The sequence below is a fragment of the Litoreibacter sp. genome, assembly GCF_058136045.1.
The window spans coordinates 80,821-107,214 of the sequence record NZ_JBYVDD010000002.1 but is presented as its reverse complement, the minus strand read 5'-3'; the positions used below and the strand labels follow the sequence as shown (position 1 = coordinate 107,214).

36 protein-coding genes are annotated in these 26,394 nt (G+C 55.1%); 31 read left to right on the top strand and 5 right to left on the bottom strand.

Features of this window, described 5'->3' with window-relative positions; genetic code table 11:
- The first annotated feature begins 13 nt into the window (after positions 1-13).
- Both rplP and AC3Y7R_RS01265 read left to right on the top strand, forming a co-directional pair.
- On the top strand, positions 14-427 hold the full coding sequence (gene rplP, locus AC3Y7R_RS01270) for a 50S ribosomal protein L16 (RefSeq protein WP_490040192.1): 414 nt from the start codon (positions 14-16) through the stop codon (positions 425-427).
- 179 nt (positions 428-606) lie between these two features.
- Positions 607-843, top strand: coding sequence for a hypothetical protein (locus tag AC3Y7R_RS01265; protein WP_490040191.1), 237 nt, complete (start codon positions 607-609; stop codon positions 841-843).
- Positions 844-948: 105 nt separating this feature from the next.
- On the opposite strand, the gene AC3Y7R_RS01260 is transcribed toward AC3Y7R_RS01265, so the two are convergent.
- Positions 949-1,569: a 2OG-Fe(II) oxygenase family protein gene (locus tag AC3Y7R_RS01260; RefSeq protein ID WP_490040190.1), complete on the bottom strand. Its 621-nt coding sequence runs from the start codon at positions 1,567-1,569 to the stop codon at positions 949-951.
- A gap of 173 nt (positions 1,570-1,742) precedes the next feature.
- On the opposite strand from AC3Y7R_RS01260, the gene rpmC reads away from it, so the two are divergent.
- The 11 genes from rpmC to rpmD all read left to right on the top strand — a co-directional run bounded on the left by rpmC (position 1,743) and on the right by rpmD (position 6,035).
- Positions 1,743-1,952, top strand: coding sequence for a 50S ribosomal protein L29 (gene rpmC, locus AC3Y7R_RS01255; protein ID WP_490040205.1), 210 nt, complete (start codon positions 1,743-1,745; stop codon positions 1,950-1,952).
- On the top strand, positions 1,952-2,188 hold the full coding sequence (rpsQ, locus tag AC3Y7R_RS01250) for a 30S ribosomal protein S17 (protein WP_490040189.1): 237 nt from the start codon (positions 1,952-1,954) through the stop codon (positions 2,186-2,188). Before rpmC ends, rpsQ begins: the two co-directional genes overlap by 1 nt.
- A 65-nt stretch (positions 2,189-2,253) precedes the next feature.
- Positions 2,254-2,622: a 50S ribosomal protein L14 gene (rplN, locus tag AC3Y7R_RS01245; protein ID WP_490040188.1), complete on the top strand. Its 369-nt coding sequence runs from the start codon at positions 2,254-2,256 to the stop codon at positions 2,620-2,622.
- Position 2,623: 1 nt separating this feature from the next.
- Entirely contained in the window at positions 2,624-2,929 is a 306-nt protein-coding gene (gene rplX, locus AC3Y7R_RS01240; RefSeq protein ID WP_490040187.1) for a 50S ribosomal protein L24, read from the top strand.
- Positions 2,929-3,492, top strand: coding sequence for a 50S ribosomal protein L5 (gene rplE, locus AC3Y7R_RS01235; protein ID WP_490040186.1), 564 nt, complete (start codon positions 2,929-2,931; stop codon positions 3,490-3,492). Before rplX ends, rplE begins: the two co-directional genes overlap by 1 nt.
- A gap of 20 nt (positions 3,493-3,512) precedes the next feature.
- Entirely contained in the window at positions 3,513-3,818 is a 306-nt protein-coding gene (rpsN, locus tag AC3Y7R_RS01230; RefSeq protein WP_490040185.1) for a 30S ribosomal protein S14, read from the top strand.
- A gap of 14 nt (positions 3,819-3,832) precedes the next feature.
- On the top strand, positions 3,833-4,225 hold the full coding sequence (rpsH, locus tag AC3Y7R_RS01225) for a 30S ribosomal protein S8 (protein WP_490040184.1): 393 nt from the start codon (positions 3,833-3,835) through the stop codon (positions 4,223-4,225).
- A gap of 12 nt (positions 4,226-4,237) precedes the next feature.
- Positions 4,238-4,771, top strand: a complete 534-nt coding sequence (gene rplF, locus AC3Y7R_RS01220) for a 50S ribosomal protein L6 (protein WP_490040183.1) — start codon at positions 4,238-4,240, stop codon at positions 4,769-4,771.
- Positions 4,771-5,130: a 50S ribosomal protein L18 gene (rplR, locus tag AC3Y7R_RS01215; RefSeq protein ID WP_490040182.1), complete on the top strand. Its 360-nt coding sequence runs from the start codon at positions 4,771-4,773 to the stop codon at positions 5,128-5,130. The genes rplF and rplR overlap by 1 nt, the downstream gene beginning before the upstream one ends.
- A 125-nt stretch (positions 5,131-5,255) precedes the next feature.
- Positions 5,256-5,834: a 30S ribosomal protein S5 gene (gene rpsE / locus AC3Y7R_RS01210; RefSeq protein ID WP_490040181.1), complete on the top strand. Its 579-nt coding sequence runs from the start codon at positions 5,256-5,258 to the stop codon at positions 5,832-5,834.
- A gap of 12 nt (positions 5,835-5,846) precedes the next feature.
- Entirely contained in the window at positions 5,847-6,035 is a 189-nt protein-coding gene (rpmD, locus tag AC3Y7R_RS01205) for a 50S ribosomal protein L30 (RefSeq protein ID WP_490040180.1), read from the top strand.
- A gap of 79 nt (positions 6,036-6,114) precedes the next feature.
- On the opposite strand, the gene AC3Y7R_RS01200 is transcribed toward rpmD, so the two are convergent.
- Positions 6,115-7,176, bottom strand: coding sequence for a hypothetical protein (locus AC3Y7R_RS01200; protein ID WP_490040179.1), 1,062 nt, complete (start codon positions 7,174-7,176; stop codon positions 6,115-6,117).
- A 670-nt stretch (positions 7,177-7,846) separates the two neighbouring features.
- On the opposite strand from AC3Y7R_RS01200, the gene rplO reads away from it, so the two are divergent.
- The 18 genes from rplO to AC3Y7R_RS01110 all read left to right on the top strand — a co-directional run bounded on the left by rplO (position 7,847) and on the right by AC3Y7R_RS01110 (position 24,331).
- On the top strand, positions 7,847-8,317 hold the full coding sequence (gene rplO / locus AC3Y7R_RS01195) for a 50S ribosomal protein L15 (RefSeq protein ID WP_490040178.1): 471 nt from the start codon (positions 7,847-7,849) through the stop codon (positions 8,315-8,317).
- A 120-nt stretch (positions 8,318-8,437) separates the two neighbouring features.
- Entirely contained in the window at positions 8,438-9,805 is a 1,368-nt protein-coding gene (secY, locus tag AC3Y7R_RS01190) for a preprotein translocase subunit SecY (RefSeq protein WP_490040177.1), read from the top strand.
- Positions 9,802-10,446 carry an adenylate kinase gene (locus tag AC3Y7R_RS01185; protein ID WP_490040176.1) on the top strand — a complete coding sequence of 215 codons (645 nt, stop codon included), beginning with the start codon at positions 9,802-9,804 and terminating at the stop codon, positions 10,444-10,446. Before secY ends, AC3Y7R_RS01185 begins: the two co-directional genes overlap by 4 nt.
- Positions 10,447-10,666: 220 nt before the next feature.
- Complete coding sequence (gene rpsM / locus AC3Y7R_RS01180) at positions 10,667-11,035, top strand: 30S ribosomal protein S13 (RefSeq protein WP_490040175.1); 369 nt, start codon at positions 10,667-10,669, stop codon at positions 11,033-11,035.
- 15 nt (positions 11,036-11,050) lie between these two features.
- A complete protein-coding gene (gene rpsK / locus AC3Y7R_RS01175; protein ID WP_490040174.1) occupies positions 11,051-11,440 on the top strand; it encodes a 30S ribosomal protein S11 in 390 nt (129 codons plus the stop codon).
- A 115-nt stretch (positions 11,441-11,555) separates the two neighbouring features.
- Positions 11,556-12,572, top strand: coding sequence for a DNA-directed RNA polymerase subunit alpha (locus AC3Y7R_RS01170; protein WP_490040173.1), 1,017 nt, complete (start codon positions 11,556-11,558; stop codon positions 12,570-12,572).
- 132 nt (positions 12,573-12,704) lie between these two features.
- On the top strand, positions 12,705-13,121 hold the full coding sequence (gene rplQ, locus AC3Y7R_RS01165) for a 50S ribosomal protein L17 (protein ID WP_490040172.1): 417 nt from the start codon (positions 12,705-12,707) through the stop codon (positions 13,119-13,121).
- A 122-nt stretch (positions 13,122-13,243) separates the two neighbouring features.
- Positions 13,244-13,834, top strand: coding sequence for a hypothetical protein (locus AC3Y7R_RS01160; protein WP_490040171.1), 591 nt, complete (start codon positions 13,244-13,246; stop codon positions 13,832-13,834).
- 51 nt (positions 13,835-13,885) lie between these two features.
- On the top strand, positions 13,886-15,268 hold the full coding sequence (locus AC3Y7R_RS01155; protein ID WP_490040170.1) for a trypsin-like peptidase domain-containing protein: 1,383 nt from the start codon (positions 13,886-13,888) through the stop codon (positions 15,266-15,268).
- Positions 15,268-16,572, top strand: coding sequence for a replication-associated recombination protein A (locus AC3Y7R_RS01150; RefSeq protein ID WP_490040169.1), 1,305 nt, complete (start codon positions 15,268-15,270; stop codon positions 16,570-16,572). The genes AC3Y7R_RS01155 and AC3Y7R_RS01150 overlap by 1 nt, the downstream gene beginning before the upstream one ends.
- 31 nt (positions 16,573-16,603) lie before the next feature.
- Positions 16,604-16,960, top strand: coding sequence for a fluoride efflux transporter CrcB (gene crcB, locus AC3Y7R_RS01145; protein WP_490040168.1), 357 nt, complete (start codon positions 16,604-16,606; stop codon positions 16,958-16,960).
- Entirely contained in the window at positions 16,957-18,015 is a 1,059-nt protein-coding gene (locus AC3Y7R_RS01140) for an RluA family pseudouridine synthase (protein ID WP_490040167.1), read from the top strand. The genes crcB and AC3Y7R_RS01140 overlap by 4 nt, the downstream gene beginning before the upstream one ends.
- Positions 18,003-18,686 carry an HAD-IA family hydrolase gene (locus AC3Y7R_RS01135; protein WP_490040166.1) on the top strand — a complete coding sequence of 228 codons (684 nt, stop codon included), beginning with the start codon at positions 18,003-18,005 and terminating at the stop codon, positions 18,684-18,686. The genes AC3Y7R_RS01140 and AC3Y7R_RS01135 overlap by 13 nt, the downstream gene beginning before the upstream one ends.
- On the top strand, positions 18,683-19,390 hold the full coding sequence (locus tag AC3Y7R_RS01130; RefSeq protein WP_490040165.1) for an ATP12 family chaperone protein: 708 nt from the start codon (positions 18,683-18,685) through the stop codon (positions 19,388-19,390). The genes AC3Y7R_RS01135 and AC3Y7R_RS01130 overlap by 4 nt, the downstream gene beginning before the upstream one ends.
- Before the next feature lie 243 nt (positions 19,391-19,633).
- Positions 19,634-20,650, top strand: a complete 1,017-nt coding sequence (locus AC3Y7R_RS01125; protein ID WP_490040164.1) for an amino acid ABC transporter substrate-binding protein — start codon at positions 19,634-19,636, stop codon at positions 20,648-20,650.
- A 138-nt stretch (positions 20,651-20,788) separates the two neighbouring features.
- Positions 20,789-22,006, top strand: coding sequence for an amino acid ABC transporter permease (locus AC3Y7R_RS01120; protein ID WP_490040163.1), 1,218 nt, complete (start codon positions 20,789-20,791; stop codon positions 22,004-22,006).
- Between the two features lie 2 nt (positions 22,007-22,008).
- Positions 22,009-23,550: an amino acid ABC transporter permease gene (locus tag AC3Y7R_RS01115; RefSeq protein ID WP_490040162.1), complete on the top strand. Its 1,542-nt coding sequence runs from the start codon at positions 22,009-22,011 to the stop codon at positions 23,548-23,550.
- Between the two features lie 13 nt (positions 23,551-23,563).
- Positions 23,564-24,331, top strand: a complete 768-nt coding sequence (locus AC3Y7R_RS01110) for an amino acid ABC transporter ATP-binding protein (protein WP_490040161.1) — start codon at positions 23,564-23,566, stop codon at positions 24,329-24,331.
- A 60-nt stretch (positions 24,332-24,391) separates the two neighbouring features.
- Here the strand turns inward: AC3Y7R_RS01110 and AC3Y7R_RS01105 are convergent, their stop codons facing one another.
- From AC3Y7R_RS01105 to AC3Y7R_RS01095, 3 genes are read right to left on the bottom strand one after another with little or no spacing between them, the layout of a single operon-like run.
- Entirely contained in the window at positions 24,392-24,904 is a 513-nt protein-coding gene (locus AC3Y7R_RS01105) for a SixA phosphatase family protein (protein WP_490040160.1), read from the bottom strand.
- 12 nt (positions 24,905-24,916) lie between these two features.
- Positions 24,917-25,600, bottom strand: a complete 684-nt coding sequence (locus AC3Y7R_RS01100) for a ferredoxin (RefSeq protein ID WP_490040159.1) — start codon at positions 25,598-25,600, stop codon at positions 24,917-24,919.
- Complete coding sequence (locus AC3Y7R_RS01095; protein WP_490040158.1) at positions 25,567-26,361, bottom strand: sterol desaturase family protein; 795 nt, start codon at positions 26,359-26,361, stop codon at positions 25,567-25,569. Before AC3Y7R_RS01095 ends, AC3Y7R_RS01100 begins: the two co-directional genes overlap by 34 nt.
- Positions 26,362-26,394 lie beyond the last annotated feature (33 nt).

The following is a 26,394-nucleotide window of genomic DNA, read 5'->3' as shown; positions in this document are numbered from 1 at the left end:
GGGGGCGTGAACAATGCTACAACCAAAGCGTACTAAATTCCGCAAAATGCACAAAGGCCGTATCCACGGTCAAGCAAAGGGCGGGACTGATCTGAACTTTGGCACTTATGGCCTGAAAGCGGTTGAGCCGGAGCGTATCACTGCGCGCCAGATCGAAGCTGCACGTCGTGCCATGACGCGTCACATGAAACGTCAAGGCCGTGTCTGGATCCGTATTTTCCCAGACTTGCCAGTGACCTCCAAACCTATCGAAGTTCGTATGGGTAAGGGTAAAGGGTCCGTGGACTTTTGGGCATGTAAGGTCAAACCTGGCCGTATGATGTTCGAAATTGACGGTGTGACAGAAGTCGTTGCCCGTGAGGCCCTGCGCCTTGCTGCAATGAAACTGCCGATCAAAACCCGGGTTGTCGTCCGCGAGGACTGGTAACCGGCGGCTTTGCCGCCGAGCGGAGGCAGCGTGTTTTCTAGAAAACACGCGTTCCGCCCCGGTTGAAATAGAAAAGCCCCCGCTGAGAAATCGGCGGGGGCTTTTTGTTTACTCACTTCCTAATTGAGGTAGGTTGATTCTGGCGCGAAGAGCTAACTAACCTTCAGAGGATTAATGTCATGGTGTTTACAGCACTTGGTAGGATTGTCGCAATATTGGCGTCGCTATTTGGATGCCTGAGAATCGGAATGGGGTTTGGTGGGGCAATTTCTGAAAATTCAGTTGCATTTGCCGCCAGATATCTTGGAACGGCAAATACTGGCGAAGCAATTACACAAGGTTTTTACTTACTTGTTTTTGGAATTTTAGTTGGAGTTCTGACGGATATAAGTCGATTGCTCTCGACGCCTGAATGAACAACGACGGTAGGGTGGGTTTCTAACCCACCGAGTCCCAACTCACCGAGTGCCGGCCCGCAGGTTTTCTGCGAAAACCCGCTACACCGCACCCAACTGGTCCTTTTAGGACCAGTTGTAATTAAAGCTCACCGAGATTCGATCATCCTCAGACATATTCATCGGCACCTCATGCCTTAGCCAGCTTTCCCACAGCAGCACGTCGCCGACCTCGGGGGCTACATAGATGAACTGGCGCATTTCCTCGCGGGCGTCTTTGGCTCGCGCAGGGGCGGCCATCATCATTTGCGACCGTGGGTCTTCCAGCTTCAATGCCGATGCGCCTTCGGGCATGGCGACATAGGTGGTGCCAGAGATCACGGAATGCGGGTGGATGTGGGAGGTGTGGATGCCGCCCTCGGGCAGGATGTTGATCCAGATATCCTCGAGTTTCAGCTTCCGGCCGTCTAGGTCGAACTGCAAATCTTTAGCGAACTCGGCCACGTGCTTATCCAGCACCTTGACCAAATCCTTGAAGATCGGCGAGCGCCACGGCAGGTCAGTCAGCGAGGCGTAGCTGGTGTAGCCCGCATAGCCGTTCTCCTCGCACCAATCTTGGCCGGCCTCGTCATCTTCGGCGATGCCAAGGCAATTGTCCTCTAACTCGTCGGTATTAATAGGCTTGCCCTGCTCAGAGAGGCGGGCGCGATAGAGGCGGGTCACGAAGAGGGAACTGATGTTGGTCATGGCGCGGTGATAGCGCACTGATCGCCGCAAGTAAGCCCCTATTTTTAAGGATAATCCATAGAGGGCTTGCATCGGCGGGGACTCAGGTCTAAAGCCACCTTTCATCATGAACTCCATTGGAATCAGGGTGACCTCTATATGGGGCCCTCCGATGTATGAAAAAGGAAATGGCAATGAACGCCAGCGAACTTCGCGAGAAGACTGCTGACCAGCTCAACGAAGAGCTTGTCGCACTGAAAAAGGAAGCGTTTAACTTCCGCTTTCAACAGGCCACCGGCCAACTAGAAAACACTGCACGCATGCGCGACGTTAAGCGTGGTGCTGCCCGTGTAAAAACAATTCTGAACGAAAAAGCGAAAGCTGCAGCTGGGGAGGCTAACTAATGCCTAAGCGTATCCTGAACGGTGTCGTCACCAGCAACCAAAACGAGCAAACTGTAACGGTTTCCGTTGAACGCCGCTTCCAACATCCTGTGATGAAGAAAATTATCCGTAAGTCCAAGAAATACCGGGCTCACGATGAGAAGAACACGTTTAACGTGGGTGACTTGGTTCGCATTCAAGAATGTGCGCCAAAATCTAAGACTAAGCGTTGGGAAGTTATCGTCTCTGAGGCGTAAACTTTTCTAATTAATTCGAAACCCTGGGGCCTAAGGTTAGGTCCCCAAAGGTCGGGAGACATCAAATGATCCAGATGCAGACCAACCTAGATGTGGCTGACAACAGCGGCGCTCGCCGTGTTCAGTGCATCAAGGTTTTGGGTGGTTCCAAGCGTAGATACGCATCCGTCGGCGACATTATTGTCGTGTCGGTTAAGGAAGCCATCCCACGCGGCCGTGTGAAAAAAGGCGACGTCCGTAAGGCTGTCGTTGTTCGCACCGCCAAAGAAGTTCGTCGCGCGGATGGTACTGCCATCCGCTTTGACAGCAACGCTGCTGTTATCTTGAACAACAATAACGAGCCAGTTGGCACCCGTATCTTTGGGCCAGTTGTTCGTGAGTTGCGTGGCAAGAACTTCATGAAAATCATTTCACTCGCCCCGGAGGTGCTGTGATATGGCCGCTAAACTGAAAAAAGGCGATAAAATCGTCGTGCTGACCGGCAAAGATAAGGGCAAAGAGGGCACTATTGCCTCCGTGAACCCGAAGACCGGTAAAGCGATTGTGGAAGGCGTCAATATTGCCATCCGCCACGTTAAGCAAAGCCAGACAACGCAAGGTGGCCGCGTGCCACAAGCGATGCCTATCCAATTGAGCAACCTGTCCTTGATCGACTCCAACGGCAAGCCTACCCGCGTAGGCTTTAAGATGGATGGCGAAAACAAGGTTCGGTTTGCTAAAACAACAGGGGACGTAATCTGATGCTTGACGATGCAACATACACCCCGCGGCTGAAGGCCCTTTATGTCAGCACGATCCGTGCTGCGATGAAAGAAGAGTTCGGCTATAAAAATGACATGCAGATCCCGCGTTTGGACAAAATTGTTCTGAATATTGGCGCTGGTTCGCAGGCCGTTAAAGACAGCAAGAAGCCTGCAAGTGCAGCAGCTGATCTGACTGCCATTGCAGGTCAAAAAGCTTTGGTTACACGCGCTAAAAAATCTATCGCTGGCTTTCGCGTTCGCGAAGACATGCCGATTGGCGCAAAAGTAACCTTGCGTGGCGAAAAGATGTACGAATTTCTTGACCGCCTGACCACGATCGCAATGCCTCGTATCCGTGACTTTCGCGGCATCTCTGGCAAGTCGTTTGATGGCCGTGGCAACTATGCCATGGGCATGAAGGAGCACATCGTGTTTCCTGAAATCGACTTTGACAAGATTGACGAGGCCTGGGGCCTGGATATCGTAATCTGCACCACCGCCGACAACGACGCTGAAGCAAAGAGCCTGTTGAAAGCTTTCAACATGCCTTTCAACAGTTGATCCGCGGGAAGGAATAGAACATGGCTAAAAAAGCAATGATCGAACGCGAGAAGAAGCGTGCAAAGCTGGTGAAGAAATTCGCCGCTAAACGCGCTGCTCTGCTCGTAATCGCCAATAACCGTGAACTGCCAATGGAAGAGCGTTTTAAAGCGCGTCTGACACTGGCCGCATTGCCGCGCAACAGCTCGGCAACCCGTTTACACAACCGCTGCCAACTGACCGGACGTCCGCACGCTTACTACCGTAAGTTTAAGATTTCCCGGATCATGTTGCGGGACCTAGGCTCTGCAGGCCTGATCCCCGGCATGGTAAAGTCGAGCTGGTAAGGAGGGCATAGATTATGAACGATCCAATCGCAGATATGCTCACACGTATCCGTAACTCGCAACTACGCGGCAAAGCCACTGTAGAGACACCAGCTTCCAAGCTTCGCGCTTGGGTTTTGGACGTCCTTGCAGATGAAGGCTACATCCGTGGTTATGAAGCGACAACGGGCAAAGACGGTCATCCGGCTTTGAACATTGAGCTGAAATATTACGAAGGTACCCCTGTTATTCGTGAGTTGAAGCGGGTTTCCAAACCCGGTCGCCGCGTTTACGTCGGTTCCAAAGACATCCCCGTTATCCGTCAGGGTCTCGGCGTGTCGATTGTCAGCACACCTCGTGGTGTGATGTCGGACGCAAATGCTCGCAGCCAAAACATCGGCGGCGAAGTGCTTTGCACAGTCTTCTAAGGAGCGCTTACTATGTCTCGTATTGGTAAAAAACCAGTCGATCTGCCCTCCGGCGTGACCGCGTCCGTTTCTGGCCAGACTATCGAAGTTAAGGGGCCGAAAGGCGTCCGCACTTTCAAAGCAACCGACGATGTGACCATGGCTGTTGAAGACAATGTTGTCTCCATCACGCCACGCGGCATGTCCAAGCGCGCGCGCCAGCAGTGGGGCATGAGCCGTACTCGGGTCGCAAACTTGGTTGTTGGCGTGACTGAGGGTTTCAAGAAAGAACTTGAAATCCAAGGCGTTGGTTATCGTGCTGCAATGGAAGGCAATCGCCTGAAGTTGAACCTTGGCCTGTCGCATGACGTTTATTGCGACATTCCTGATGGTATAACGGTTACGGCTCCTAAGCAGACCATAATCATTGTTGAAGGCATCGATGAGCAAGTCGTAGGTCAAGTGGCCGCAGACATTCGCGCATGGCGGAAACCAGAGCCCTATAAAGGCAAAGGCATCCGTTATAAAGGCGAGTTCGTCTTCCGCAAAGAAGGGAAGAAGAAATAATGGCTAATAGCAAACGCGATCTGTTCATCAAACGCCGCCTGCGCGTTCGGAACAAACTTCGCAAGGTAAACGCGGGGCGCATGCGCCTTTCCGTTCACCGCTCCAACAAAAACATCAGCGTGCAGCTGATTGACGATGTGAATGGCGTAACGGTAGCTTCTGCTTCTTCTCTTGAGAAGGATCTGGGCATCGTTGGCAAAAACAACGTTGAAGCTGCTACAAAAATTGGTGCTGCAATCGCAGAACGCGCCAAAAAAGCTGGCGTCTCTGAGGCCTATTTTGACCGTGGCGGTTTTCTGTTCCACGGCAAGGTAAAAGCCTTGGCCGAAGCTGCCCGTGAAGGCGGTTTGAAAATCTAAAATTTTGGGCGCGCCGATTTCGGAGCGCCCACTTTGCAGGCCTTAGGCCTCGATGATCGGGGGGCAATTGCCCACTACGATTGAATGAAAAAGCGCTGAAGCGCTGAATTTAAAGGATTTGCCCAATGGCAAGAGAACCAGGAAACCGCGGTCGCCGCGATCGGGACGAGAACCCCGAATTTTCAGATCGTTTGGTTGCGATCAACCGCGTCTCCAAGACGGTTAAAGGTGGTAAGCGCTTTGGCTTCGCCGCACTTGTCGTTGTTGGCGACCAAAAAGGCCGCGTAGGCTTCGGCAAAGGTAAAGCGAAAGAGGTCCCAGAGGCCATCCGCAAAGCCACCGAGCAAGCCAAGCGCCAAATGATCCGCGTGCCACTGCGCGAAGGTCGCACGTTGCACCATGATGTTGCCGGTCGCCACGGCGCCGGTAAAGTTGTGATGCGGACTGCACCACAAGGTACTGGTATCATTGCTGGTGGTCCTATGCGTGCTGTGTTCGAGATGCTGGGCGTGCAAGACGTTGTAGCAAAATCAATCGGTTCGCAGAATCCTTACAACATGATCCGTGCCACTTTGAACGGTCTTGTGAACGAGGCTTCGCCACGTATGGTTGCACAGCGTCGCGGCAAAAAAGTTGCTGACATTCTGCGCAGCAATGATTCAGCACCAGTTGAGGCCGCACCAGCAGCCGAAGCTGAAGCATAAGGAACTTAAATCATGGCTAAAACTATTGTTGTGAAACAAATCGGTTCACCGATCCGCCGCCCAGCCAAACAGCGTGCTACGCTGGTAGGCCTCGGCTTGAACAAGATGCACAAAACCCGCGAACTGGAAGATACTCCTTCCGTGCGCGGCATGGTCAACGCGATCTCACATATGGTCGAGATCATCGAAGAGCGCGGCTAAGATTTTGTACACCCTGTACAGGGTGTACGCTTAGTTGGACAAAACGTAAAAAACGCCTCGCTGAAAAGCGGGGCGTTTTTTATTGAACCTCACGTGGCTCAAAAAGGGATGGCTCTTTGTTGACCAGTTCAAATTTAGAGTAATCACCGATTATAGCTCGAACAGCGGCATCATCGAACGGTTTGGCAAGTACTTCACCATTGAATTCCAATACTCTTAGTACCCTACGGTTTTTTGGACGCCCGTCGAGGGACTGAAACGCCCACTGGACCTTAAGGCTGTCTAGTCCATTTACACGAAGGTCTCGATCTTTCGCATGCTGCCAGAATTCTTCATCCTCAATGATGAAGTAGCAGTCTTTTCTGATTGAGTCTTTTCCCTTCCATTTTCGCGTCTCTTGATCATCCTTGTCCCAATTCGGGGAACTAACATAGATACTTTCAACTGATACCTGCCAAGGTAACTGCATCTCGTCAGTGTCTTCGTCACGCCGAATTCTCCATGCACGTTCTGCAAATGTATTTCGAGGGATTGGGAAATGCTCATCGCGGTCAAACCCGACTCCATTTACATCTGGATCCGCCAAGCAGGCTTCATAGAAACTTCCTCGAGCATCAAGAGCTTCAATCAGTTGGCCGAACGGGAGCACTCGATTTACTGTATCTCTATCAGCTTCGAGGAGTTCTTTTGTCATATCAATAATAATGGTTGATCCGATTTGCTGCTTTTCTTCCTCAGTCAGCGCACCTTCACCCAACTTGGTTTTTTTCTGAATTCGTTCATAGAGGGATTTGTGCGCTTTTCCCAAGTCTTCAGCAAATGTAGCCGGTTCACTTCCAGTGAACCCTTTAATGTAAGCTTTCCCAATGTCGCTTTCTACAAATGCGAACACAGATGCCGCGCCAGCAAAAAGTATCACTCCAATTTTAGAAAGTAATGACCCTGATGCCGGGGCCAAAACTATCAGTTGGTATTCAAGATTTCCGTCAAAAAATTCTTGGTTGTAAGCTTCGATAATTGCTTTTGTACTTCTTGCAGTTTCAAGAAATGTTTCAAGTTTCACGAAATGGTGCTGTACGTCAAAGTGAATAAATAACTGGTTCGCGTCTTCAATAGTGGTCAACTTAAAGCCGTCGGTCATTTAGTATCCTTTGAAAACACCTATATTTAAGTATAGTTACTCGGTTCCGGGCTTGACGTGGCGTGAAATGGGATGCCGGTGCCGCAAAGATTTTTTTTGAGGCGGCCTCATCGCCCTGCTGGACTGACTACATGCACCAAACGGTGGCGAAGGGTTGAGGGCATCAATCGGTGGGGTGGAACCCCACCCTACGGATGCTTGTGACAGGATTTGTTCTGAAAATCGGAGAGGGTTTGTTTGGGCTATTCAAGCGCCAATGAGGTCGCCACTCGCGCCCATGCGTTCTGCGCATTCCGGCTATTCCATGATGTGCGTAGTGCGGTGCAATGTTGGGGCGTAGTCAGCGCGTCTACGTAATCCACATTGGACATTTCCCATGACTGCACTTTCCCTGCTCAAAGCCTTTGGGCCTCGTATCAAATCCATTTTGAAAACTGATCCGGTGCCATGCTGGACCGACTACATGCGCCAAACAGCGGTGAAGGGCTGAATGCATCCGTAGGGCGGGGTTTTACCCCGCCGGTTGGCCGCATCATTCAACTGGCTTGCAACGGCGTTCACGAGAGCATATACGCCCCCAGTGGCCTACTACAGGTCCGACTCATAAACACGAAACGCCGCGTTTGGTCTACTTCGCTTCGAGGACCCTTCCGGCAATAGGAGAAGCGATATGAAACTGAACGAACTTCACGACAACCCCGGCGCGACTAAGTCTAAAAAGCGCGTGGGTCGTGGCCCTGGCTCTGGCAAAGGTAAAATGGCTGGCCGTGGTATTAAGGGTCAAAAGTCCCGCTCGGGCGTTGCAATCAACGGCTTTGAAGGCGGCCAAATGCCCCTTTACATGCGTTTGCCAAAACGTGGGTTTAACCCGCGCAATCGGAAATCATTCGCGGTTATCAACCTCGGCATGATTCAAAAATTCATCGACGCCAAGAAATTGGATGCCAAAGCAGAGATCACCGAAGAAGCCTTGCTGGCCTCTGGTCTGATCCGTCGCGTCCTCGACGGTGTACGTGTTCTTGCCAAGGGTGAAATCACCTCCAAGGTCACACTGAGCGTCACTGGTGCCTCCAAATCGGCTGTTGAAGCCGTGGAGAAAGCTGGCGGCAAGCTCACCACCTCCGCCGCGGCTGCTGAATAAGCCTACAACTTAGACTTGTGAGCGGCCCATGTGCCGCTTACATACTTCTCAAGTTTCCAGCGCCGCGACGGGAAGCCCCGTGCGCGGCGTTGTACATTCTAGACAGGGATACCCAAGCATATGGCTTCAGCTGCCGAGCAAATGGCTCAAAACATGAGCTGGTCCGCCTTCGGGAAGGCCACCGAGTTGCGCCAGCGCATACTCTTCACCATCGGTCTGCTGATCGTCTACCGTCTGGGTACCTACATCCCGATTCCCGGGATTGATGCTATCGCGCTGCGCACCTTTGTGGAGCAAGCCTCTGGCGGTATTGGCGGCATTTTGAACATGTTCACCGGCGGCGCGATTGGCCGCATGGGATTGTTCGCGCTTGGGATTATGCCTTATATTTCGGCCTCGATCATCGTGCAGTTGATGACTGCCATGGTTCCGCAGTTGGAAGCATTGAAGAAAGAGGGCGAGCAGGGCCGCAAGAAGATCAACCAATACACCCGCTACGGCACAGTGTTTTTGGCGACCTTGCAGGCTTACGGTTTGTCGGCTGGCCTGGAAGGCTCCGGGTTGGCGACTGACCCCGGTTTGTATTTCCGCGTCGGCGCGGTGATCACCCTTGTGGGCGGCACCATGTTCTTGATGTGGTTGGGCGAGCAGATCACCCAACGCGGCATCGGCAATGGCATCTCTTTGATTATTTTCGTCGGCATCATCGCCGAAATTCCCGCCGCATTGGCGCAGTTCTTTGCGCAGGGGCAGGCGGGCAACATCTCGCCAGTCGTGGTGATTGGCGTTTTGATCATGGTGGTTGCCACGATTATGTTCGTGGTGTTCATGGAGCGCGCGCTGCGCAAAATCCACATCCAGTACCCGCGCCGCCAAGTGGGGATGAAGGTCTATGACGGCGGCTCGTCGCACCTGCCGGTTAAAGTGAACCCCGCAGGCGTTATTCCGGCCATCTTCGCGTCGTCGCTGTTGTTGCTGCCGACCACGGTTTCGACCTTCTCTGGCAACCAGTCGAGCGATCTTATGGCGACCGTTTTGGCCTACTTTGGCCCCGGCCAGCCGCTGAACCTGCTGTTCTTCACGGCAATGATCGTGTTCTTTGCGTATTTCTACACCTTCAATGTGGCGTTTAAGCCGGATGAGGTGGCCGAGAACTTGAAGTCGCAAAACGGTTTCATCCCCGGCATTCGTCCCGGTGAGCGGACTGCCGAATATCTTGAGTATGTGGTGAACCGCATTTTGGTTGTGGGTGCTGCTTATTTGGCTGCTGTTTGTTTGCTGCCGGAAATTTTGCGCAGCCAGTTTTCCATCCCGTTTTACTTCGGGGGGACTTCGGTGCTGATTGTTGTGTCGGTGACCATGGATACCATTCAACAAGTGCAATCGCATATGCTGGCGCATCAGTATGAAGGTCTGATTGAGAAGTCTCAACTGCGCGGTAAAAAGCGCGGCGGGAAGAACAAATCCAAGGGACCATCGCGCCGATGAATATTATTCTGCTTGGGCCGCCTGGCGCGGGGAAGGGCACACAAGCCCGTAAGCTGGTCGCGGAGCGTGGCATGGTGCAACTGTCCACGGGGGACATGTTGCGCGAGGCGAAAAGCTCTGGCACCGAGATGGGCAACAAGGTTGCGGCGATCATGGACGCGGGCCAACTGGTCACCGACGAGATCGTGATCGGGTTGATTGAGGAGAAGCTTGAGGGCGATCACGCTGGCGGGTTTATCTTTGACGGCTTCCCGCGGACCCTGCCTCAGGCGGATGCTTTGGGCGTGTTGCTGACCAAGCATAGTGCCTCTTTGGATGCGGTGATCGAGATGCGGGTGGATGATGATGCGCTGGTGGCGCGGATCACGGCGCGCTCTACCTGCGGAAGTTGCGGCGAGGTTTACAATGACCAGATGAAGCCGATCCCCAGCGACGGCAAATGCTCCAACTGCGGCGGCACCGAGTTCAAGCGCCGTGCCGACGACAATGAGGAAAGCCTGCGCACGCGGTTGATGGAATACTATAAGAAGACATCGCCGCTGATTGGGTATTACTATGCCAAGGGCGATCTAAGCTCGATTGACGGGCTGGGCGAGATTGACGCGGTAGCCAGCGCGATTTCGGAAGTTCTCGGTGGTTGAAGCTGAGTGTTTGGCCACAGTTTGATCAGGGGCTATTGACCACCTGTTAAAAACCTCCTAAGCCGCACCATCCCTAATGGGAATCGCACCATTGGCTTAGCTAGCCGACGTGGAGCAAACGATATTGAAGCCAAGCCCGCAGGTTGTAAAAACCTTCGGGCTTACGTTGTGAAAAAAGGTTCCGGAGCTACGGAACCGCGACAAAAGAAGGAATTGCCACTTGGCACGTATTTCCGGCGTTAACCTGCCAGACGCGAAGCGCGTCCCCATCGCTCTCACCTACATCACCGGCATTGGCCACACCTCCGCGAAAGCGATCTGTGAAGCCACCGGTATCGACGCTGCGCGTCGTATGAACGACCTCTCGGATGCCGAGATTTTGAAGGTTCGTGAATACATCGACGCCAACTATGACGTTGAAGGCGACCTGCGCCGCGAGACCACCATGAACATCAAACGCTTGATGGATCTGGGTTGCTACCGTGGCTTGCGCCACCGTCGCGGCCTCCCTGTTCGCGGTCAACGGACCCACACGAACGCACGCACTCGCAAAGGCCCTGCACGGGCTATTGCTGGTAAGAAGAAGTAGAGGGAGATCTGATCCATGGCACGTGAAAAAGTACGTACAAAGAAGAAGATCCGCAAGAACATCGCCGCTGGCGTTGCGCATGTGAACTCTTCGTTCAATAACACTAAAATCCTGATCTCCGACGTTCAGGGCAATGCGATCGCATGGTCCTCTGCTGGCACTATGGGCTTTAAGGGGTCGCGTAAGTCGACACCTTATGCAGCTCAGATGGCGGCTGAAGATGTGGCACGCAAAGCCCAAGAGCACGGCGTGAAGACGCTGGAAGTTGAAGTTCAGGGTCCGGGTTCCGGTCGCGAGAGCGCGCTTCGTGCGTTGGCTGCTGCTGGCCTTCAAATCTCGTCTATCCGCGACGTGACCCCGATGGCACACAACGGGTGCCGTCCGCCGAAGCGCCGCCGCGTTTAAGCAATTTATTCTATCGCGCGGTCCCCGTTATATCGGCGGGGTCCGTGTTTGTCATTTCAACCTCGAGTGGCCCCGATATTGGACATGATCCGGGCCGAGCATGGAGGCGACACCTATGATCCATAAAAATTGGCAAGAGCTGATCAAACCAACGCAGCTGGAAATCAAACCTGGCAACGACCCGGCCCGCAAGGCGACTGTAATCGCTGAGCCGCTGGAGCGTGGCTTTGGCCTGACTATGGGCAACGCCCTACGTCGCGTTTTGATGAGCTCGCTGCAAGGCGCGGCCATCACGTCGGTTCAGATCGACAACGTTTTGCACGAGTTTTCCTCGATTGCAGGTGTGCGTGAAGACGTCACCGACGTGATTTTGAACCTCAAAGGCGTGGCCATCCGCATGGAAGTTGAAGGGCCTAAACGCCTGTCAGTTTCCGCCAAAGGCCCGGCCGTTGTGACCGCTGGTGATATTTCCGATAGCGCAGGCATCGAGATTTTGAACCGCGACCACGTGATCTGCCACCTCGATGACGGCGCTGAGCTGTTCATGGAATTGGCTGTGGCCACCGGCAATGGCTACGTTTCTGCTGAGAAAAACAAACCGGAAGATGCGCCGATTGGCCTGATCCCGATGGACGCCATTTTCTCGCCGGTTAAGAAAGTGTCCTATGACGTGCAACCGACCCGCGAAGGCCAGGTGCTGGATTATGACAAGCTGACGATGAAGGTAGAGACCGACGGCTCTCTGACGCCTGACGATGCTGTGGCTTATGCTGCGCGCATTTTGCAGGATCAGTTGAGCATCTTCGTGAACTTCGACGAGCCAGAATCTGCTCGTGCGCAAGACGACGAAGACGAGTTGGAGTTCAACCCGCTTCTGCTGAAGAAAGTGGACGAGCTGGAGCTGTCTGTACGTTCCGCCAACTGCCTGAAGAACGACAATATCGTCTATATTGGCGATCTGATCCAAAAGACCGAAGCCGAGATGCTCCGCACTCCAAACTTTGGTCGCAAGTCATTGAACGAGATCAAGGAAGTGCTGTCTGGCATGGGCTTGCATCTTGGGATGGACATCGTGGATTGGCCGCCTGAGAACATCGAAGATCTTGCTAAGAAATTCGAAGACGCGTTCTAAGAAATTTCGGGGAACCTTCGGGTTCCCCGGCAATGCCTGCAATAGCAGGGAATACATGGGCAATTCTGCCCCAACAGAGGCATCGACACGCATCGGTGACCCGTACAAAGTATAGATAGAAGGAACGACCAAATGCGTCACGCACGAGGCTACCGCCGCCTAAATCGCACACATGAGCACCGCAAAGCGCTGTTCATCAACATGTGTGGCTCGCTCATCGAGCACGAGCAAATCAAAACAACTCTGCCGAAAGCCAAAGAGCTTCGCCCGATCATCGAGAAGATGATTACGTTGGCAAAACGCGGCGATCTGCACGCCCGCCGTCAAGCTGCCAGCCGTTTGGTTCAAGACAAAGATGTCGCCAAGCTGTTTGAAGTTTTGGGCCCGCGCTACAAAGACCGCCAAGGTGGTTACGTGCGCGTTATGAAAGCCGGTTTCCGTTATGGTGACATGGCACCGATGGCGATCATCGAATTCGTTGACCGTGACGTTTCTGCCAAAGGCGCGGCTGACAAAGCCCGCGTTGAAGCAGAAGACGCCGCCGAATAAATTCACCACAATTGTGGTCGTTGAAGCCCCGCCTGTTTTGGCGGGGTTTTTGCGTTTTAGGTGCTTTCTATTTTCGGGTTGTGGTCATAGGATTTGGGCGAATTTTCGAAGCAGCGGGACTGATGAGTAACTTTACGAGACGCCTTTTCATTTTATCAGTTTTGGCTTTGCTTTTGAGCGGGTGCGTTCCTGCAAGCAGCGAAGGGCCAGCTCTTGCAAGCCGCTCTGACATTGACGGGTTGGCTGCGAGGATTGCGGCGCTTGGGGGCAACGTTGATCCTGTTGAGGCCGCACGCGCGGCACAGGTTGCTTATGAATACACCCGCGAGTTAGCCATTGCCTATGAGATCATCGACCCGCCGCTTGTGCACAATCGTAAGGTGAACCGTGGCGAGCGGCCGCGCGGGCTATGCTGGCACTGGGCCGAAGATATGGAGGCGCGCTTGAAGCGGGAAAACTTTCGAAGTCTAGATTTGCACCGCGCCATTGCCAACGGGAACAGCGCTATTTTGCTGGCGCATAGTACGGCGATAATCTCACTCAAAGGGGCGGATATGCGCAGCGGGATCGTGTTGGACCCGTGGCGCTTTGGGGGCAGGCTACATTGGCGTGCGGTTACCAAGGACAGCCGGTATGTCTGGCGGCCGCGCGAGGACGTGTTGGCGGAAAAGCGGGGGCGGCTTTTGGTCGGCCAGCCGTCAAATGATTTGTGATTTTGCGCGCGGGTCCCCATATCTTAGAGGTACATTAAACAGGGGATTCCCATGCGATTGATTTTGTCCACTTTGTTGAGCTTTGCACTGATGTTACCCGTGAGCGCGGAAGTGAAGGTGCCACAAAGCCAAATAGAGATCAGCTTGAGCTTTGCCCCTTTGGTCAAGCAGACGGCCCCGGCTGTGGTCAATATTTTTGCCAACCGCGTGGTGGAGCAATCGGAAAGCCCGTTCGCGGGCAACCCGATGTTCGAGGGCATGTTTCGCGGCATGTTCCAGTCGCGCCCGCGGGTGCAAAACTCGCTGGGGTCCGGGGTGATTTTGTCCGAGGATGGGATCGTGGTGTCGAATTATCATGTGGTGGGCATGGCGACGGAAATCCGTGTGGTTCTGGCGGATCGTCGCGAATTTGAGGCCGAGATTCTACTGGCGGATCAAGACAGTGATCTGGCGATTCTGAAGATCAATGCAGATGCGCCGTTGCCATATCTGAGCATCCGCGACAGCGACGAGGTTGAGGTGGGCGAGCTGGCGCTGGCCATCGGCAATCCGTTTGGCATCGGGCAGACTGTGACCTCGGGAATTATATCGGGGTTGGCGCGGTCCGGCACAGCGACGGGTAGCGCACGAGGATATTTCTTGCAAACGGATGCGGCGATTAATCCGGGCAACTCTGGCGGCGCGTTGATTGACGTGGCAGGGCGGTTGATCGGGGTTAATACGTCTATTTTGACCAGATCGGGCGGCTCCAACGGGGTCGGGTTTGCGATTCCGTCCAATCTGGTTGCGCGCTATGTGGAGCAGGCGCGCGCGGGCAACGGCGCATTCGTTCGGGCATGGGCTGGCATTTACGGGCAGGCAGTTGATTTCTCGTTGGCCGAAGGGTTCGGGTTGAGTGTGCCGGAGGGTGTGGTGATTTCTTCGATGCACGCCGTTAGCCCGTTTGCGGTCGCAGGCTTGGTGCTTGGCGATATCGTTTTGACGGTCGATGGGCAGCCAGTGAATACGCCCGCGGAGATGTTGTTTCGCATGTCGGTGCGCCCAGTCGGGGAAAGCATCATCGTGGAGTATTTGTCGGACGGGGAGATCAGGAAAACGGAAGTGGCCTTGATCGAGGCACCGGATACGCCAGCGCGCGATGCGCGGGTGATTGATGATGGGACATTGAGCGGTTTGGCCGTGTCCAACATCAACCCAGCGGTGCAGTCCGAGTTGAAACTGCCGACCTCGATCTCGGAGGGGGTGGTGATCACGGAGTTGACCGCAGGGTTGCGTCGCCTCGGGTTGCGGGTGGGCGATGTGTTGAGCGAGATCAACGGCCAAAAGATTAACACCACGGCAGATGTCGAGGACGCGGCGGCGGAGACCACGCGGCGCTGGCGCATTGACGGGGCGCGCGGCGGGCAGCGGTTCTCGTACCGGTTCCGCATCTGATGGCGGATTTATTTGACACTGGCGCAAAGGTTGCCTCCAAGACCCAGCCGCTTGCGGATCGCTTGCGGCCCAAGAGTTTGGACGAGGTGATCGGGCAAGAACAGGTACTTGGCGCGGACAGCCCTTTGGGGGTGATGCTGGCGTCGGGTGCGTTGTCGTCTTTGGTGTTTTGGGGGCCACCCGGCGTTGGAAAAACCACGATTGCGCGGCTGCTGGCGGATGAGACGGACCTGTATTTTGTGCAGATCAGCGCGATTTTCACCGGTGTGGCTGACCTGAAGAAAGTGTTCGAGGGCGCGCGGATACGGCGCCAAAACGGGCAGGGGACGTTGCTGTTCGTGGACGAAATCCACCGCTTTAATAAGGCGCAACAAGATGGGTTTTTGCCGTTCATGGAGGACGGCACGATCTTGCTGGTCGGAGCGACCACGGAGAACCCGTCGTTTGAGTTGAATGCGGCGTTGTTATCGCGCGCGCAGGTCTTGATTTTGTCGCGACTGTCGCTGAGCGATCTGGAGCGGTTGGCGCAACGCGCCGAGAAGGACTTTAACCGCGAGTTGCCTTTGGACCCAGAGGCGCGGGCGGCTTTGCTGGAAATGGCCGACGGGGACGGGCGGTCGTTGTTGAACCTGACCGAGCAGGTGATGGCGTGGAACGTTGACGGCAAGCTGGACCCGGCGGCGCTTGGCAAGCGATTGATGCGGCGCGCGGCGCAATACGACAAGTCGGGCGATAGCCATTACAATTTGATTTCGGCGTTGCATAAATCCGTGCGAGGCTCGGATCCGGATGCGGCGCTGTACTGGATGGCACGGATGCTGACGGGGGGGGAAGACCCGCGGTTTTTGGCGCGCCGGATCACCCGCATGGCAGTCGAGGATATTGGGCTGGCAGACACCCATGCGCACCGCGTTTGCCTAGATGCATGGGAAACCTACGAACGCCTGGGATCACCCGAAGGGGAGTTGGCGCTGGCGCAGGCGGTGACGTATTTGGCCTTGGCTCCGAAGTCGAATGCGGTTTATGCGGCGTTCAAGAATGCGATGGCAGCGGCAAAGAAAACCGGATCGGAACCGCCGCCAAATCATATTCTGAATGCGCCGACGACATTGATGAAAAAGCAGGGCTTCGGCGAGGGGTACGCCTATGACCACGACGCTGAGGATGCTTTTTCGGGGCAAAACTATTTCCCCGACACGATGAAGCGCGGGGTGTATTATACGCCGGTGCAGCGCGGGTTTGAGCGTGAGTTGAAAAAGCGTCTCGATTACTTCACCAAGCTGCGCGCGCAACGGCAAACTTGACTCTGCGCGCGGCAGGGTCGAGAGAACGGCAATGATGACAACTTTGATCTCTGTGGCCCTTGGCGGGGCGATTGGTGCTGTGATGCGCTACCTTGTCGGGCTGGCCGTGGCCTTTCCGTTTGGCACGCTCGCTGTCAATGCGGCGGGGTCGTTGGCGATTGGCGTGCTGTTTGTGGCGCTGTCGGCGGCACGGGCGGATTGGTCGGCCTTTTTGATGATCGGGGTGTTGGGGGGATTTACGACGTTCTCAAGCTTTTCGCTTGATACGATAAAGCTGGTGCTGGACGGGCGGATCGGATTTGCGGGGGGCTATGTTATGGCCTCTGTCGGCCTGTCCTTGATCGCCTGCTGGCTCGGCATAATTGCAGCAACAAAGGCAGGTCTATGAGCCGCGTTCAAACACTTCAAGTTGGCCCCGATGAGGCCGAGCAACGGCTGGACCGATGGTTCCGCCGCCAGTTTCCACATGTGCCACAAGGGCGGGTGGAAAAGTTGTGCCGCAAGGGCGAAATTCGCGTGGATGGCGGGCGGGTGAAAACCTCGACCCGTGTCGCGCCGGGGCAACTGATCCGGGTGCCGCCATTGCCGAGCGTGGAAGAGATGGAAGCACAGGTGCGGATGCCGCATGTGTCCAAGGCGGACGCGGAGATGATCCGCAATTGCGTACTATATAAGGACGATCATATCATTGTGCTGAACAAGCCCGCAGGCTTGGCAGTGCAGGGCGGGTCTAAGACGACGCGGCATGTGGATGGTATGGCACCCGCGCTGAGCTTTGATCGCCATGATACGCCGAAATTGGTGCACCGATTGGACAAGGACACGTCCGGTGTGTTGGTGCTGGCGCGCACGCCTGCGATGGCGACGGCGTTGACAGCGACATTCCGGCATCACGGCACGCGCAAGATTTATTGGGCGATGGTGGCGGGCGTTCCCTATCCAAAAATCGGCACGATTAAGTACGGGCTGGTGAAGGCGTCAGGGCACGGCAAGGGCGGCGAGGGCGAGAAGATGCACTGCATGCACCCAAGCGAAGTTGCCACGACCTATGGCGCGAAGCGGGCGCAAACTGATTACGCGACGCTGTGTTTCCTTGGGCAGCGGGCCGCTTGGATGGCACTGGTGCCTGTGACCGGGCGCACGCATCAGTTGCGCGCGCATATGGCTGAGATGGGTCACCCGATTGTGGGCGACGGAAAATATGGTGGCTCTGGCCAAGAAAACATGGGCGACGGTTGGGGTTCCCAATTGGGCGACGAGATCAGCAAGAAGATGCATCTTCATGCGCGCTCGTTAGAGTTTGAGCATCCGGTGACCGGGGCGATGATGTCGTTCACCGCGCCTTTGTCGCCACATATGAAAAAGACTTGGGATTTTCTGGGCTGGCACGAGCGTGATGTGCCGCGTGACCCGTTTGACGGGGACGAGAAATGGCAGAGCTGAGGCTCGTTGTCTTTGACGTAGACGGCACGCTGATTGATAGCCAAGACGATATCGTCGGTGCGATGAAGGCCACGTTCGAGGCGATTGGCGAACCGGTGCCAGCGCGCGCGGAGGTTTTGAGCATCGTGGGTTTGTCGCTGCATGCGGCGTTCGAGAAATTGTCGCCGGATTTATACGCTCGTCACGGTGAGGCGTTGGTCGAGGGCTATAAGACCTCGTTCATGACCTCGCGCAAGTTGAAAAACAGCACGCAAAGCAGCCCGCTATATGACGGGGCGCGCGCGGCGCTTGAGCGGCTTCATGCGCAAGACCACATTTTGCTAGGCATCGCGACGGGAAAGTCACGGCGGGGCTTGGACCATTTGCTGGATGCGCATGACCTGCGCCGCTTTTTCATCACCACGCAGGTGGCGGATGACCACCCGTCCAAGCCACATCCGTCAATGCTGGAGCGCTGCATGTTTGATGCGGGCGTGGAAGCGGCGCAGGCGGTGATGATCGGGGACACAAGCTACGATATGGACATGGCGACGAATGCTGGCATGGCCTCGGTTGGTGTGACCTGGGGCTATCATTCAGAGGCGGTTTTGCAGACGCGGGCCAGCGTGGTGATTGAAGAATACGCGGCGCTGGATGCGGCTTTGAGTGAACTATGGGGAGACGAGGCATGAGCCAATGGGCAGCAAAGCGGTTTTGGAAAAAGACGACTGCTGACGCCGTTGAAGGCGGGTTTTCGGTGCATTTAGATGGTCGTTCCGTGCGCACTCCGCTGAAGACATTGGTTGTGGTTCCAACATTGGCCATGGCCGAGGCGATGCGGCAGGAATGGGATGCGCAGGAAGGTAAGATTGACCCGCTGTCGATGCCCGTGACCCGCGCGGCAAATGCGGCCTTGGACAAGGTATCGACGCAGCACGCCGAGGTGGTCGATATGTTGGCGGCTTACGGCGACAGTGATTTGATTTGTTACCGTGCTGAGGGCCCTGAGGGATTGGTGGCAAAGCAGGCAGAAGAATGGGGCCCATTGGTTGACTGGGCTGCGACTGAATTGAGCGCGGCTTTGCAGGTTAGAGTTGGGATAATGCACATCCCGCAACAGCCCAAAGCACTGGCGGTTTTGCATGGGCATGTGGCGACTTTTGATGCGTTCCAACTAACGGCATTTCATGACCTAGTGGCGATCACCGGATCGTTGATCCTTGGGTTGGCAATTGCGCGCGGGCGGCTTGGGGCAGAGCAAGCTTGGGAGGTAAGCCGAATCGATGAAAACTGGCAAATTGCTCAATGGGGTGCCGATGAGGACGCTGAAATTCAGGCGGGACTCAAAAGGCGGGACCTGATCCGCGCCGAGGCATTTTTCCGGCTTTGTGCGTAAGATAGGTCCAATTCGGCCTTTTTACGGGGGCATTGTCGCGAATCTGGAAGAAGTGGGCTGTTTTATTAAGAAAATGAGGAGCATTCCCTAGGGTTAGGCACGCATATTACCTTGACGTTCTGGTGTCGATTTGGCCTTATTCAGGCTCACCGAGGGGAAGAACCTTTTCCCTCGTATCGCCCCCGGCCTTCACTCGGTCGGAAAACCATCCCAAAAGGGGTGGAAAATCAGGAAGAGGTAAATATGAAAAAATCCGTTTTTCTTGGCGCACTGACTGTAGCCAGCTTGATCGCTGGCGCATCGGCAGCAGCCACGCTTGACGAAGTCAAAGCACGCGGCAAACTAAACTGTGGTGTGACCACAGGCGTTCCAGGCTTCGCTGAGCCAGACGCAAATGGCGTATGGCAAGGCTTCGACGTGGCTGTATGCCGCGCGGTTGCTGCTGCGACGCTTGGCGACGGCAATGCCGTTGAGTTCATTCCAACAACCGGCAAAACACGCTTCACCGCGTTGGCTTCCGGCGAGATTGATCTGCTGGCACGTAACACCACATGGACATTCTCTCGTGACGTCGATCTGAAGTTCGAATTCACTGGCGTTAACTACTATGATGGCCAAGGCTTCATGGTTCCAAAAGACCTGGGCGTTGCATCGGCTAAAGATCTGGACGGCGCGACCGTTTGTATCCAAACTGGTACAACTACAGAGCTGAACTTGGCCGACTTCTTCCGTGCCAACAAAATCTCTTACGAGCCAGTTCCAATTGAAACCGGTGCAGAAGCTGTTCAGCAATACATCGCTGGCGCATGTGACGTGTACACAACTGACGCATCCGCATTGGCTGCTCAGCGTGCAAACTTCGCTGATCCAGCAGCACACGTTCTGCTGCCAGAAATCGTATCCAAAGAGCCACTCGGCCCGCTGGTACGTCACGGCGACAACGAATGGGCTGACATCGCTCGTTGGACATTGAACGCACTGATCACAGCTGAAGAGCTGGGTGTGACTTCTGTGAACCTCGAAGAGCTGTCTGCTGGTTCCGACAACCCAGAAATCAACCGTTTGCTGGGCACTGAAGGTGAGCTGGGCGCGATGCTGGGTCTAGACGCTGGTTGGGCAAAAGCTGCTCTGGGTGTCGCTGGTAACTACGGCGAAATCTTCGAGCAAAACATTGGCTCCGCGACCCCAATTGGTCTGGCCCGTGGCTTGAACGCACAATGGACCGACGGCGGCTTGATCTACTCGCCACCGTTCCGGTAGAAACTAATAGGTTAGGGGCGCGGTTCACACCGCGCCCTTTTCCGTTCTGACGATCACCGTCAAACTAAAAGAGCCGGCAGCCTGCACGCATTAATGACGTGCACCATAGAGCGCCAGCCATAACAGGGAACGTCCAAGATGACGACATTAGCCGACCCCCACACGGAGTCGTTCCGGCTGTCTATGCTGTTGAACGACACGCGCTACCGATCTCTTACATTTCAATTTATCGCATTGGTGGCCATCATCGCCACCATGGCCTTTATCGGTGGCAATTTGGTGCGCAATCTGGCGGCAGCCGGGTTGAACATCTCGTATGATTTCCTCGGCTCGCAAGCCGGGTATGACATCAACCAAAGACCGATATCGTATGACAGCCAAGACACTCACGGCCGCGCGGCCATGGTTGGGTTGTTGAACACGCTGATTGTCGCGGTTCTGGGCTGTATCACGGCGACCATCATCGGAGTTTTCGCGGGCGTGTTGCGCCTGTCGCCGAACTGGTTGGTGCGCAAGATCATGTCGTTCTACGTGGAGATTTTCCGCAACGTGCCAGTGCTGATCTGGATCCTGATCATCTTCTCGATCATGATTAACGCAGCCCCTGCGCCGCGGGCATTCAAAGGGGATGACCCAACCGCATCTATGTGGTTCTGGGACAGTCTGGCGGTTACCAACCGTGGTGTGTATTTGCCAAAACCGGAGTGGGGCGCTGGCTCCATGCTGGTTGCGGCGGTGTTCATTGCCTCGATCATTGGCATTTTCTTGTTCCGCCGTTATGCGCGCAAGCAATTGTATGACCACGGTAAAATGATAGGCACCCTGTGGCCAACTCTTGCCTTGTTCTTCATCCCAGCCATTTTGGCGCAACTGGTTTTGGGCTCGCCCATCACGCTTGAGTACCCAGAGTTGAAAGGCTTTAACTTTAAGGGCGGCCTGCAAATTCGTGGCTCGCTGATCGCCTTGTGGTTCGCGTTGTCGATCTACACAGGCGCCTTTATCGCCGAGAACGTGCGTGCGGGTATCTTGGCTATTTCCAAGGGCCAGTCCGAGGCTGCTGGGGCACTGGGGCTTCGCCCGGGGCGCATCATGAACCTTGTGGTTCTGCCGCAAGCGTTGCGGGTCATCATCCCGCCGTTGATCTCGAACTTCCTCAATATCACCAAGAACTCGTCACTGGCGATTGCGGTGGGTTACATGGATTTGACCGGCACGCTGGGCGGCATCACTTTGCTGCAAACCGGACGCGCCATTGAGGCCGTGCTGCTGTTGATGTTGTTCTACCTCATCATCTCGCTGTCGATCTCGTTCATCATGAACATTTACAATAACTCTATGAAGCTGAAGGAGCGCTGAGCATGTCAGACAAGTCCAACGTCGCCTTCGTGCGTACAGAGACAATTCCACCATCAGCCCCACCTGCGTCGCAGGCTGGTGCCATCAAATGGGTGCGGGAGAACTTGTTCTCTGGCATCTTCAATACAATCCTGACCTTGGTGGCGATTTACGTCGTCGCGCGGTTCGCGATCTTTGTGTTCCCGTGGTTTTCCAACGGGATCTGGGAAGCGAGCAGCCGTAAGGAATGCCTTGATATTCTTCAGGGCCAAACTGGCGCGTGCTTTGCGGTGCTGGTGGATCGCTGGGACCACTTGGTCTTTGGCTTTAAGTATCCACCTGACGGCTACTGGCGCATTGTTTTAGCATTCTTGTTGCTGATCGTCGCGGCACTTCCGGCGCTGTTCGCCTCCCTGCCACGCAAGATGTTGCTGTTCACAGCCTTCTATCCGTTCTTAGCCTTTTGGCTGGTGTGGGGTGGATCTTTGTGGATGCCGTTGACCATTCTTGGTCTGATCATCGCAACCATGTTGGTGTTCCGTCTGATTTCGTCACAGATAACGGTGGATGTTCGCAAAATTGTTGCCGCCGTTATCGGCGTGGTTTGCGGGATTGGCCTTGCTTACTTGCTGTTTATCGGCGCGAAAGAGTTGGTGTTTATCGCAGGCTCGATTGGGACCGAGAGCTTCTTCACAAGCGTTGCTTTTGGGCTGTTCTGGTTGCTGGCGATCTTTACCTTCATATTCTTCATACCAATGGGCATTTTCGTCGGCTACGCGATTTACAGCAGCTATGAGGACGGCGGGCTGGTCTCGATCGTGGCATCGCTGTTGTTCATCTATCTGGCGATGTCGTTCCTGTTGGGGCCGATCTGGATGGCGCTAAATTCGATCATCCCGATTGAATTGCAAGCAGTGGCGTCACGCGACATGGGGGGCTTCATGCTCAACATGCTGTTGGGGACAATCTGTGTGTCACTGTCGATCCCGCTGGGCATTGCATTGGCGCTTGGGCGTCAGTCACCAATGCCGCTGATCAAAGGCGTTTGTGTGGTGTTCATCGAGTTCATCCGTGGCGTGCCACTGATTACCTTGCTGTTCGTGGCGAATGTGATGCTGGCGTATTTCTTGCCGCCGGAATCCAACTTCGACTTGATCCTGCGCGTGATCATCATGATCACCATGTTCTCCTCGGCCTATATCGCCGAGGTGATCCGTGGTGGTTTGGCTGCTTTGCCAACTGGCCAGTATGAGGCGGCGGACAGTCTTGGGCTTAACTATTCCCAAGCGACCCGTTTGATCATCTTGCCACAGGCTTTGAAAATCTCCATCCCCGGCATCGTTAACGTCGCGGTGGGGCTGTTCAAGGATACCACGTTGGTGTCGATCATCTCGATGTTCGACCTTGTGGGCATGATCCGTGGCCCGATCCAGAACTCGACCGAGTGGACTAGCGTTTATTGGGAAGTTTATGGCTTTGGTGCCGCGCTTTTCTTTGTCGTTTGCTACTCGATCTCGCAATATTCTCAGTGGCTTGAGCGTCAGCTCAACACCAGCCACCATTAAGGAGACCTGAACAATGAATCAACAATCTCAAATGCAGGTCTCAGACGAGATCGCGATCGAAATCACCAATATGAACAAGTGGTACGGCACTTTCCATGTGCTGCGCGACATTGATCTGACGGTGCAACGTGGCGAGCGGATCGTAGTTTGCGGGCCTTCGGGCTCTGGCAAATCCACGCTCATTCGCTGCATCAACGCCTTGGAAGAGCACCAAAAAGGCCGCATCACGGTGGACGGCACGTTGCTGTCCTCTGACCTGAAGAACATCGACAAAATCCGGTCCGAAGTGGGAATGTGCTTTCAGCATTTCAACCTATTTCCGCATCTGACCATTTTGGAGAACTGTACTTTGGCCCCGATCTGGGTGCGTAAAACACCTAAGAAAGAAGCCGAAGAGATCGCGATGCACTTCCTTGAGAAGGTGAAGATCCCTGACCAAGCGTTGAAGTATCCGGGGCAACTTTCGGGTGGTCAGCAACAGCGTGTGGCAATTGCCCGCTCGCTATGCATGAAGCCGCGTATCATGCTGTTTGACGAGCCGACATCAGCGCTTGACCCAGAGATGATTAAAGAGGTGCTCGATACCATGATCGAGTTGGCCGAAGAGGGTATGACTATGATTTGCGTGACCCACGAGATGGGCTTTGCCCGCCAAGTGGCGAACCGGGTTATCTTTATGGATGCGGGTCAAATCGTGGAACAAAACGAGCCGGAAGAGTTCTTTAACAACCCGAAATCTGAACGGACACAGTTGTTCTTGAGCCAGATCTTAGGTCACTAAGGCGCGACCATATATTTAAAGACAAAGGCCCCGGCGCGTTACGCTCGGGGCCTTTGTCGTTTATGCGGTGCTGAGTTCTTTTAATTCCCGCGGGACGATGAACTGGATCACCCGGGCACCGCCGAATTTCAACTCGGACCAATCATCAACAGGCACCTCCGCGATCAGGGTTGCGGTGGTTGGATAGACGCCAAAGCGGTCATGGGCCGGAGGGGCATCAACAATCATTCGCGCGAAATCGCCCATGCCGGGGTTATGACCAACGACCATCAGGTCACCTTTCGGGGCGCCGTTGATGCGGGCCAGTAGGGCGTCGGCAGAGGCATGGTAGAGGCCGTCGTCTAGGGTCAGTTCTGGTGCACCGCCCATGGCGTCGATCATCAAACTGGCGGTCTCGGCCGCGCGGGCGGCGTCAGATGCGATGACCTGTGCTGGCAGGTGCCTGCGCCCTGCGATCCATTCTCCCATGCGCTGTGCTGCTGACTGGCCCCTCTCGTTGAGCGGTCTGTCATGATCGTCCAGCGTTAGGTCGTTCCAGCTGGATTTGGCGTGGCGGGTTAGGATGAGTTTCAAGCAGAGGCCCCCTTATGTGTGGAAGATCGACATGTGATACGCCGACTGTTCCTCTACCCTGCCATAGCTTTGTGACGTCGGGCAAGCGCGCCGGACATTGCAGCCGCGTGTTAGATGCGCGTCGCCGTCGGGTGTATCGAGATATTCGTGGCATTTTGGCAGGTCGTAACCTGCGCCCGTTAATGCGCCAGATGGGCAGGCGGTGCGGCACGGCTGAGCAGTACAGGTGGCGCAAGGCGCGGCCGCTGGTGGGGTGGGAAGGTCTAGGTGTTGCGAGAAGGCCAGCGCGCCGCGGTAGGAAACCATCAGCCCGGCTTGTGCGTGAACCAGCAAGGAAACCGGGCTTTGCCATGCGTGACCCGATGCCAGCGCCCAGCGGAAGAATGGCTGGAATGGCGCGCCGCCGAAGGGGAATAACGGCTGGGCGTTGGTGTCTTGTGCCAGTGCGCTAATTACGCGGGTTGACCAGCGGTCCATCGGGTCTGCCGCGCCGTCTTGCCACTCGGGGCTGCGGGTGAAGGTGGCCCAAAAATCCGGTTCGCGAGGGCCAAGGAGCACCAGAGTTTTGCATCCCCTTGGGGGAAGATCATCAGGTGACGGGTGGAACGCACCTAAAATGTCCAACTGCGCCGCGTGGGCCGCGGTTTGGATCGCGCTTAGGTTCACTTGTTGCGAAACGGCAGGAGCAGGTTCCACCCCAGTTTCGAGGGGCGGTCATCTTGCCAGCGCGTGCCTATTTTCATGTTGTCATGGCCCTCGGCAGGCTGGGCGATATAGGTGCGGAACATGTGGTCCCAAATGGACAGAGAGAAGCCGTAGTTGCTGTCATGCTCGGAGCGATGCACCGAGTGGTGGACCCGGTGCATGTCAGGAGTGACGAGAACCGTGCGCATGATGGCATCTAACTTGAGCGGCAATTTGATGTTGGCGTGGTTGAACATGGCAGTGCCGTTAAGGATGATTTCGAACAAGATCACGGCAAGGCCCGCTGGCCCCAACAGGTAGACCAGCGTGATTTTCAGTACCATGGAGAGCGCGATTTCAATGGGATGGAAGCGGATGGCCGTGGTCACGTCGATGTCTACATCTGCGTGGTGAACTTGATGTATGCGCCATAAAATGGGGATTTTATGGGTGATTAAATGCTGCGCCCAGATGGCAAAATCAAGGATCAAGATAGCGAGGGTGATCTCTAGCCATGCTGGCAGGTTGATCGCGTTAAACAGGCCCCAACCGTTGGCGTTGGCGTCGTAAGCGGCGCCGACAGCGAGTAGAGGCAGGAAAATTGCCAGCGCGCGGAGGGTCAAAGAGTCGATGATGATGATGGCCCAATTGGTGGTCCAGCGAGCCTTGCGAGTTTGACTTCGCACGCGGCGCGGGGCCAGCGCCTCTATCGTGGCAAAGAGGGTAAACAGGCCGATAAAGACCACGAGGCGGACAAGAGCTTCATTTTCCATAGGTGCTAAATTACGGAGCTAGCAGGTGCTGGC

Bases quoted from the DNA above. Each gene is read 5' to 3' on its own strand.
- AC3Y7R_RS01150 (WP_490040169.1), top strand. From the start codon at position 15,268: ATGGCGGATTTATTTGACACTGGCGCAAAGGTTGCCTCCAAGACCCAG.
- rpmD (WP_490040180.1), top strand. From the start codon at position 5,847: ATGGCTAAAACTATTGTTGTGAAACAAATCGGTTCACCGATCCGCCGC.
- rpsQ (WP_490040189.1), top strand. From the start codon at position 1,952: ATGCCTAAGCGTATCCTGAACGGTGTCGTCACCAGCAACCAAAACGAG.
- AC3Y7R_RS01125 (WP_490040164.1), top strand. From the start codon at position 19,634: ATGAAAAAATCCGTTTTTCTTGGCGCACTGACTGTAGCCAGCTTGATC.
- AC3Y7R_RS01135 (WP_490040166.1), top strand. From the start codon at position 18,003: ATGGCAGAGCTGAGGCTCGTTGTCTTTGACGTAGACGGCACGCTGATT.
- AC3Y7R_RS01140 (WP_490040167.1), top strand. From the start codon at position 16,957: ATGAGCCGCGTTCAAACACTTCAAGTTGGCCCCGATGAGGCCGAGCAA.
- rplF (WP_490040183.1), top strand. From the start codon at position 4,238: ATGTCTCGTATTGGTAAAAAACCAGTCGATCTGCCCTCCGGCGTGACC.
- rplP (WP_490040192.1), top strand. From the start codon at position 14: ATGCTACAACCAAAGCGTACTAAATTCCGCAAAATGCACAAAGGCCGT.
- rpsH (WP_490040184.1), top strand. From the start codon at position 3,833: ATGAACGATCCAATCGCAGATATGCTCACACGTATCCGTAACTCGCAA.
- rplO (WP_490040178.1), top strand. From the start codon at position 7,847: ATGAAACTGAACGAACTTCACGACAACCCCGGCGCGACTAAGTCTAAA.
- AC3Y7R_RS01110 (WP_490040161.1), top strand. From the start codon at position 23,564: ATGAATCAACAATCTCAAATGCAGGTCTCAGACGAGATCGCGATCGAA.
- rpmC (WP_490040205.1), top strand. From the start codon at position 1,743: ATGAACGCCAGCGAACTTCGCGAGAAGACTGCTGACCAGCTCAACGAA.
- AC3Y7R_RS01185 (WP_490040176.1), top strand. From the start codon at position 9,802: ATGAATATTATTCTGCTTGGGCCGCCTGGCGCGGGGAAGGGCACACAA.
- rpsN (WP_490040185.1), top strand. From the start codon at position 3,513: ATGGCTAAAAAAGCAATGATCGAACGCGAGAAGAAGCGTGCAAAGCTG.
- rplR (WP_490040182.1), top strand. From the start codon at position 4,771: ATGGCTAATAGCAAACGCGATCTGTTCATCAAACGCCGCCTGCGCGTT.
- AC3Y7R_RS01155 (WP_490040170.1), top strand. From the start codon at position 13,886: ATGCGATTGATTTTGTCCACTTTGTTGAGCTTTGCACTGATGTTACCC.
- AC3Y7R_RS01120 (WP_490040163.1), top strand. From the start codon at position 20,789: ATGACGACATTAGCCGACCCCCACACGGAGTCGTTCCGGCTGTCTATG.
- rplQ (WP_490040172.1), top strand. From the start codon at position 12,705: ATGCGTCACGCACGAGGCTACCGCCGCCTAAATCGCACACATGAGCAC.
- AC3Y7R_RS01200 (WP_490040179.1), bottom strand. From the start codon at position 7,176: ATGACCGACGGCTTTAAGTTGACCACTATTGAAGACGCGAACCAGTTA.
- AC3Y7R_RS01130 (WP_490040165.1), top strand. From the start codon at position 18,683: ATGAGCCAATGGGCAGCAAAGCGGTTTTGGAAAAAGACGACTGCTGAC.
- AC3Y7R_RS01115 (WP_490040162.1), top strand. From the start codon at position 22,009: ATGTCAGACAAGTCCAACGTCGCCTTCGTGCGTACAGAGACAATTCCA.
- AC3Y7R_RS01095 (WP_490040158.1), bottom strand. From the start codon at position 26,361: ATGGAAAATGAAGCTCTTGTCCGCCTCGTGGTCTTTATCGGCCTGTTT.
- rplX (WP_490040187.1), top strand. From the start codon at position 2,624: ATGGCCGCTAAACTGAAAAAAGGCGATAAAATCGTCGTGCTGACCGGC.
- rplE (WP_490040186.1), top strand. From the start codon at position 2,929: ATGCTTGACGATGCAACATACACCCCGCGGCTGAAGGCCCTTTATGTC.
- crcB (WP_490040168.1), top strand. From the start codon at position 16,604: ATGATGACAACTTTGATCTCTGTGGCCCTTGGCGGGGCGATTGGTGCT.
- rpsE (WP_490040181.1), top strand. From the start codon at position 5,256: ATGGCAAGAGAACCAGGAAACCGCGGTCGCCGCGATCGGGACGAGAAC.
- rpsK (WP_490040174.1), top strand. From the start codon at position 11,051: ATGGCACGTGAAAAAGTACGTACAAAGAAGAAGATCCGCAAGAACATC.
- rplN (WP_490040188.1), top strand. From the start codon at position 2,254: ATGATCCAGATGCAGACCAACCTAGATGTGGCTGACAACAGCGGCGCT.
- AC3Y7R_RS01265 (WP_490040191.1), top strand. From the start codon at position 607: ATGGTGTTTACAGCACTTGGTAGGATTGTCGCAATATTGGCGTCGCTA.
- AC3Y7R_RS01260 (WP_490040190.1), bottom strand. From the start codon at position 1,569: ATGACCAACATCAGTTCCCTCTTCGTGACCCGCCTCTATCGCGCCCGC.
- secY (WP_490040177.1), top strand. From the start codon at position 8,438: ATGGCTTCAGCTGCCGAGCAAATGGCTCAAAACATGAGCTGGTCCGCC.
- AC3Y7R_RS01170 (WP_490040173.1), top strand. From the start codon at position 11,556: ATGATCCATAAAAATTGGCAAGAGCTGATCAAACCAACGCAGCTGGAA.
- AC3Y7R_RS01160 (WP_490040171.1), top strand. From the start codon at position 13,244: ATGAGTAACTTTACGAGACGCCTTTTCATTTTATCAGTTTTGGCTTTG.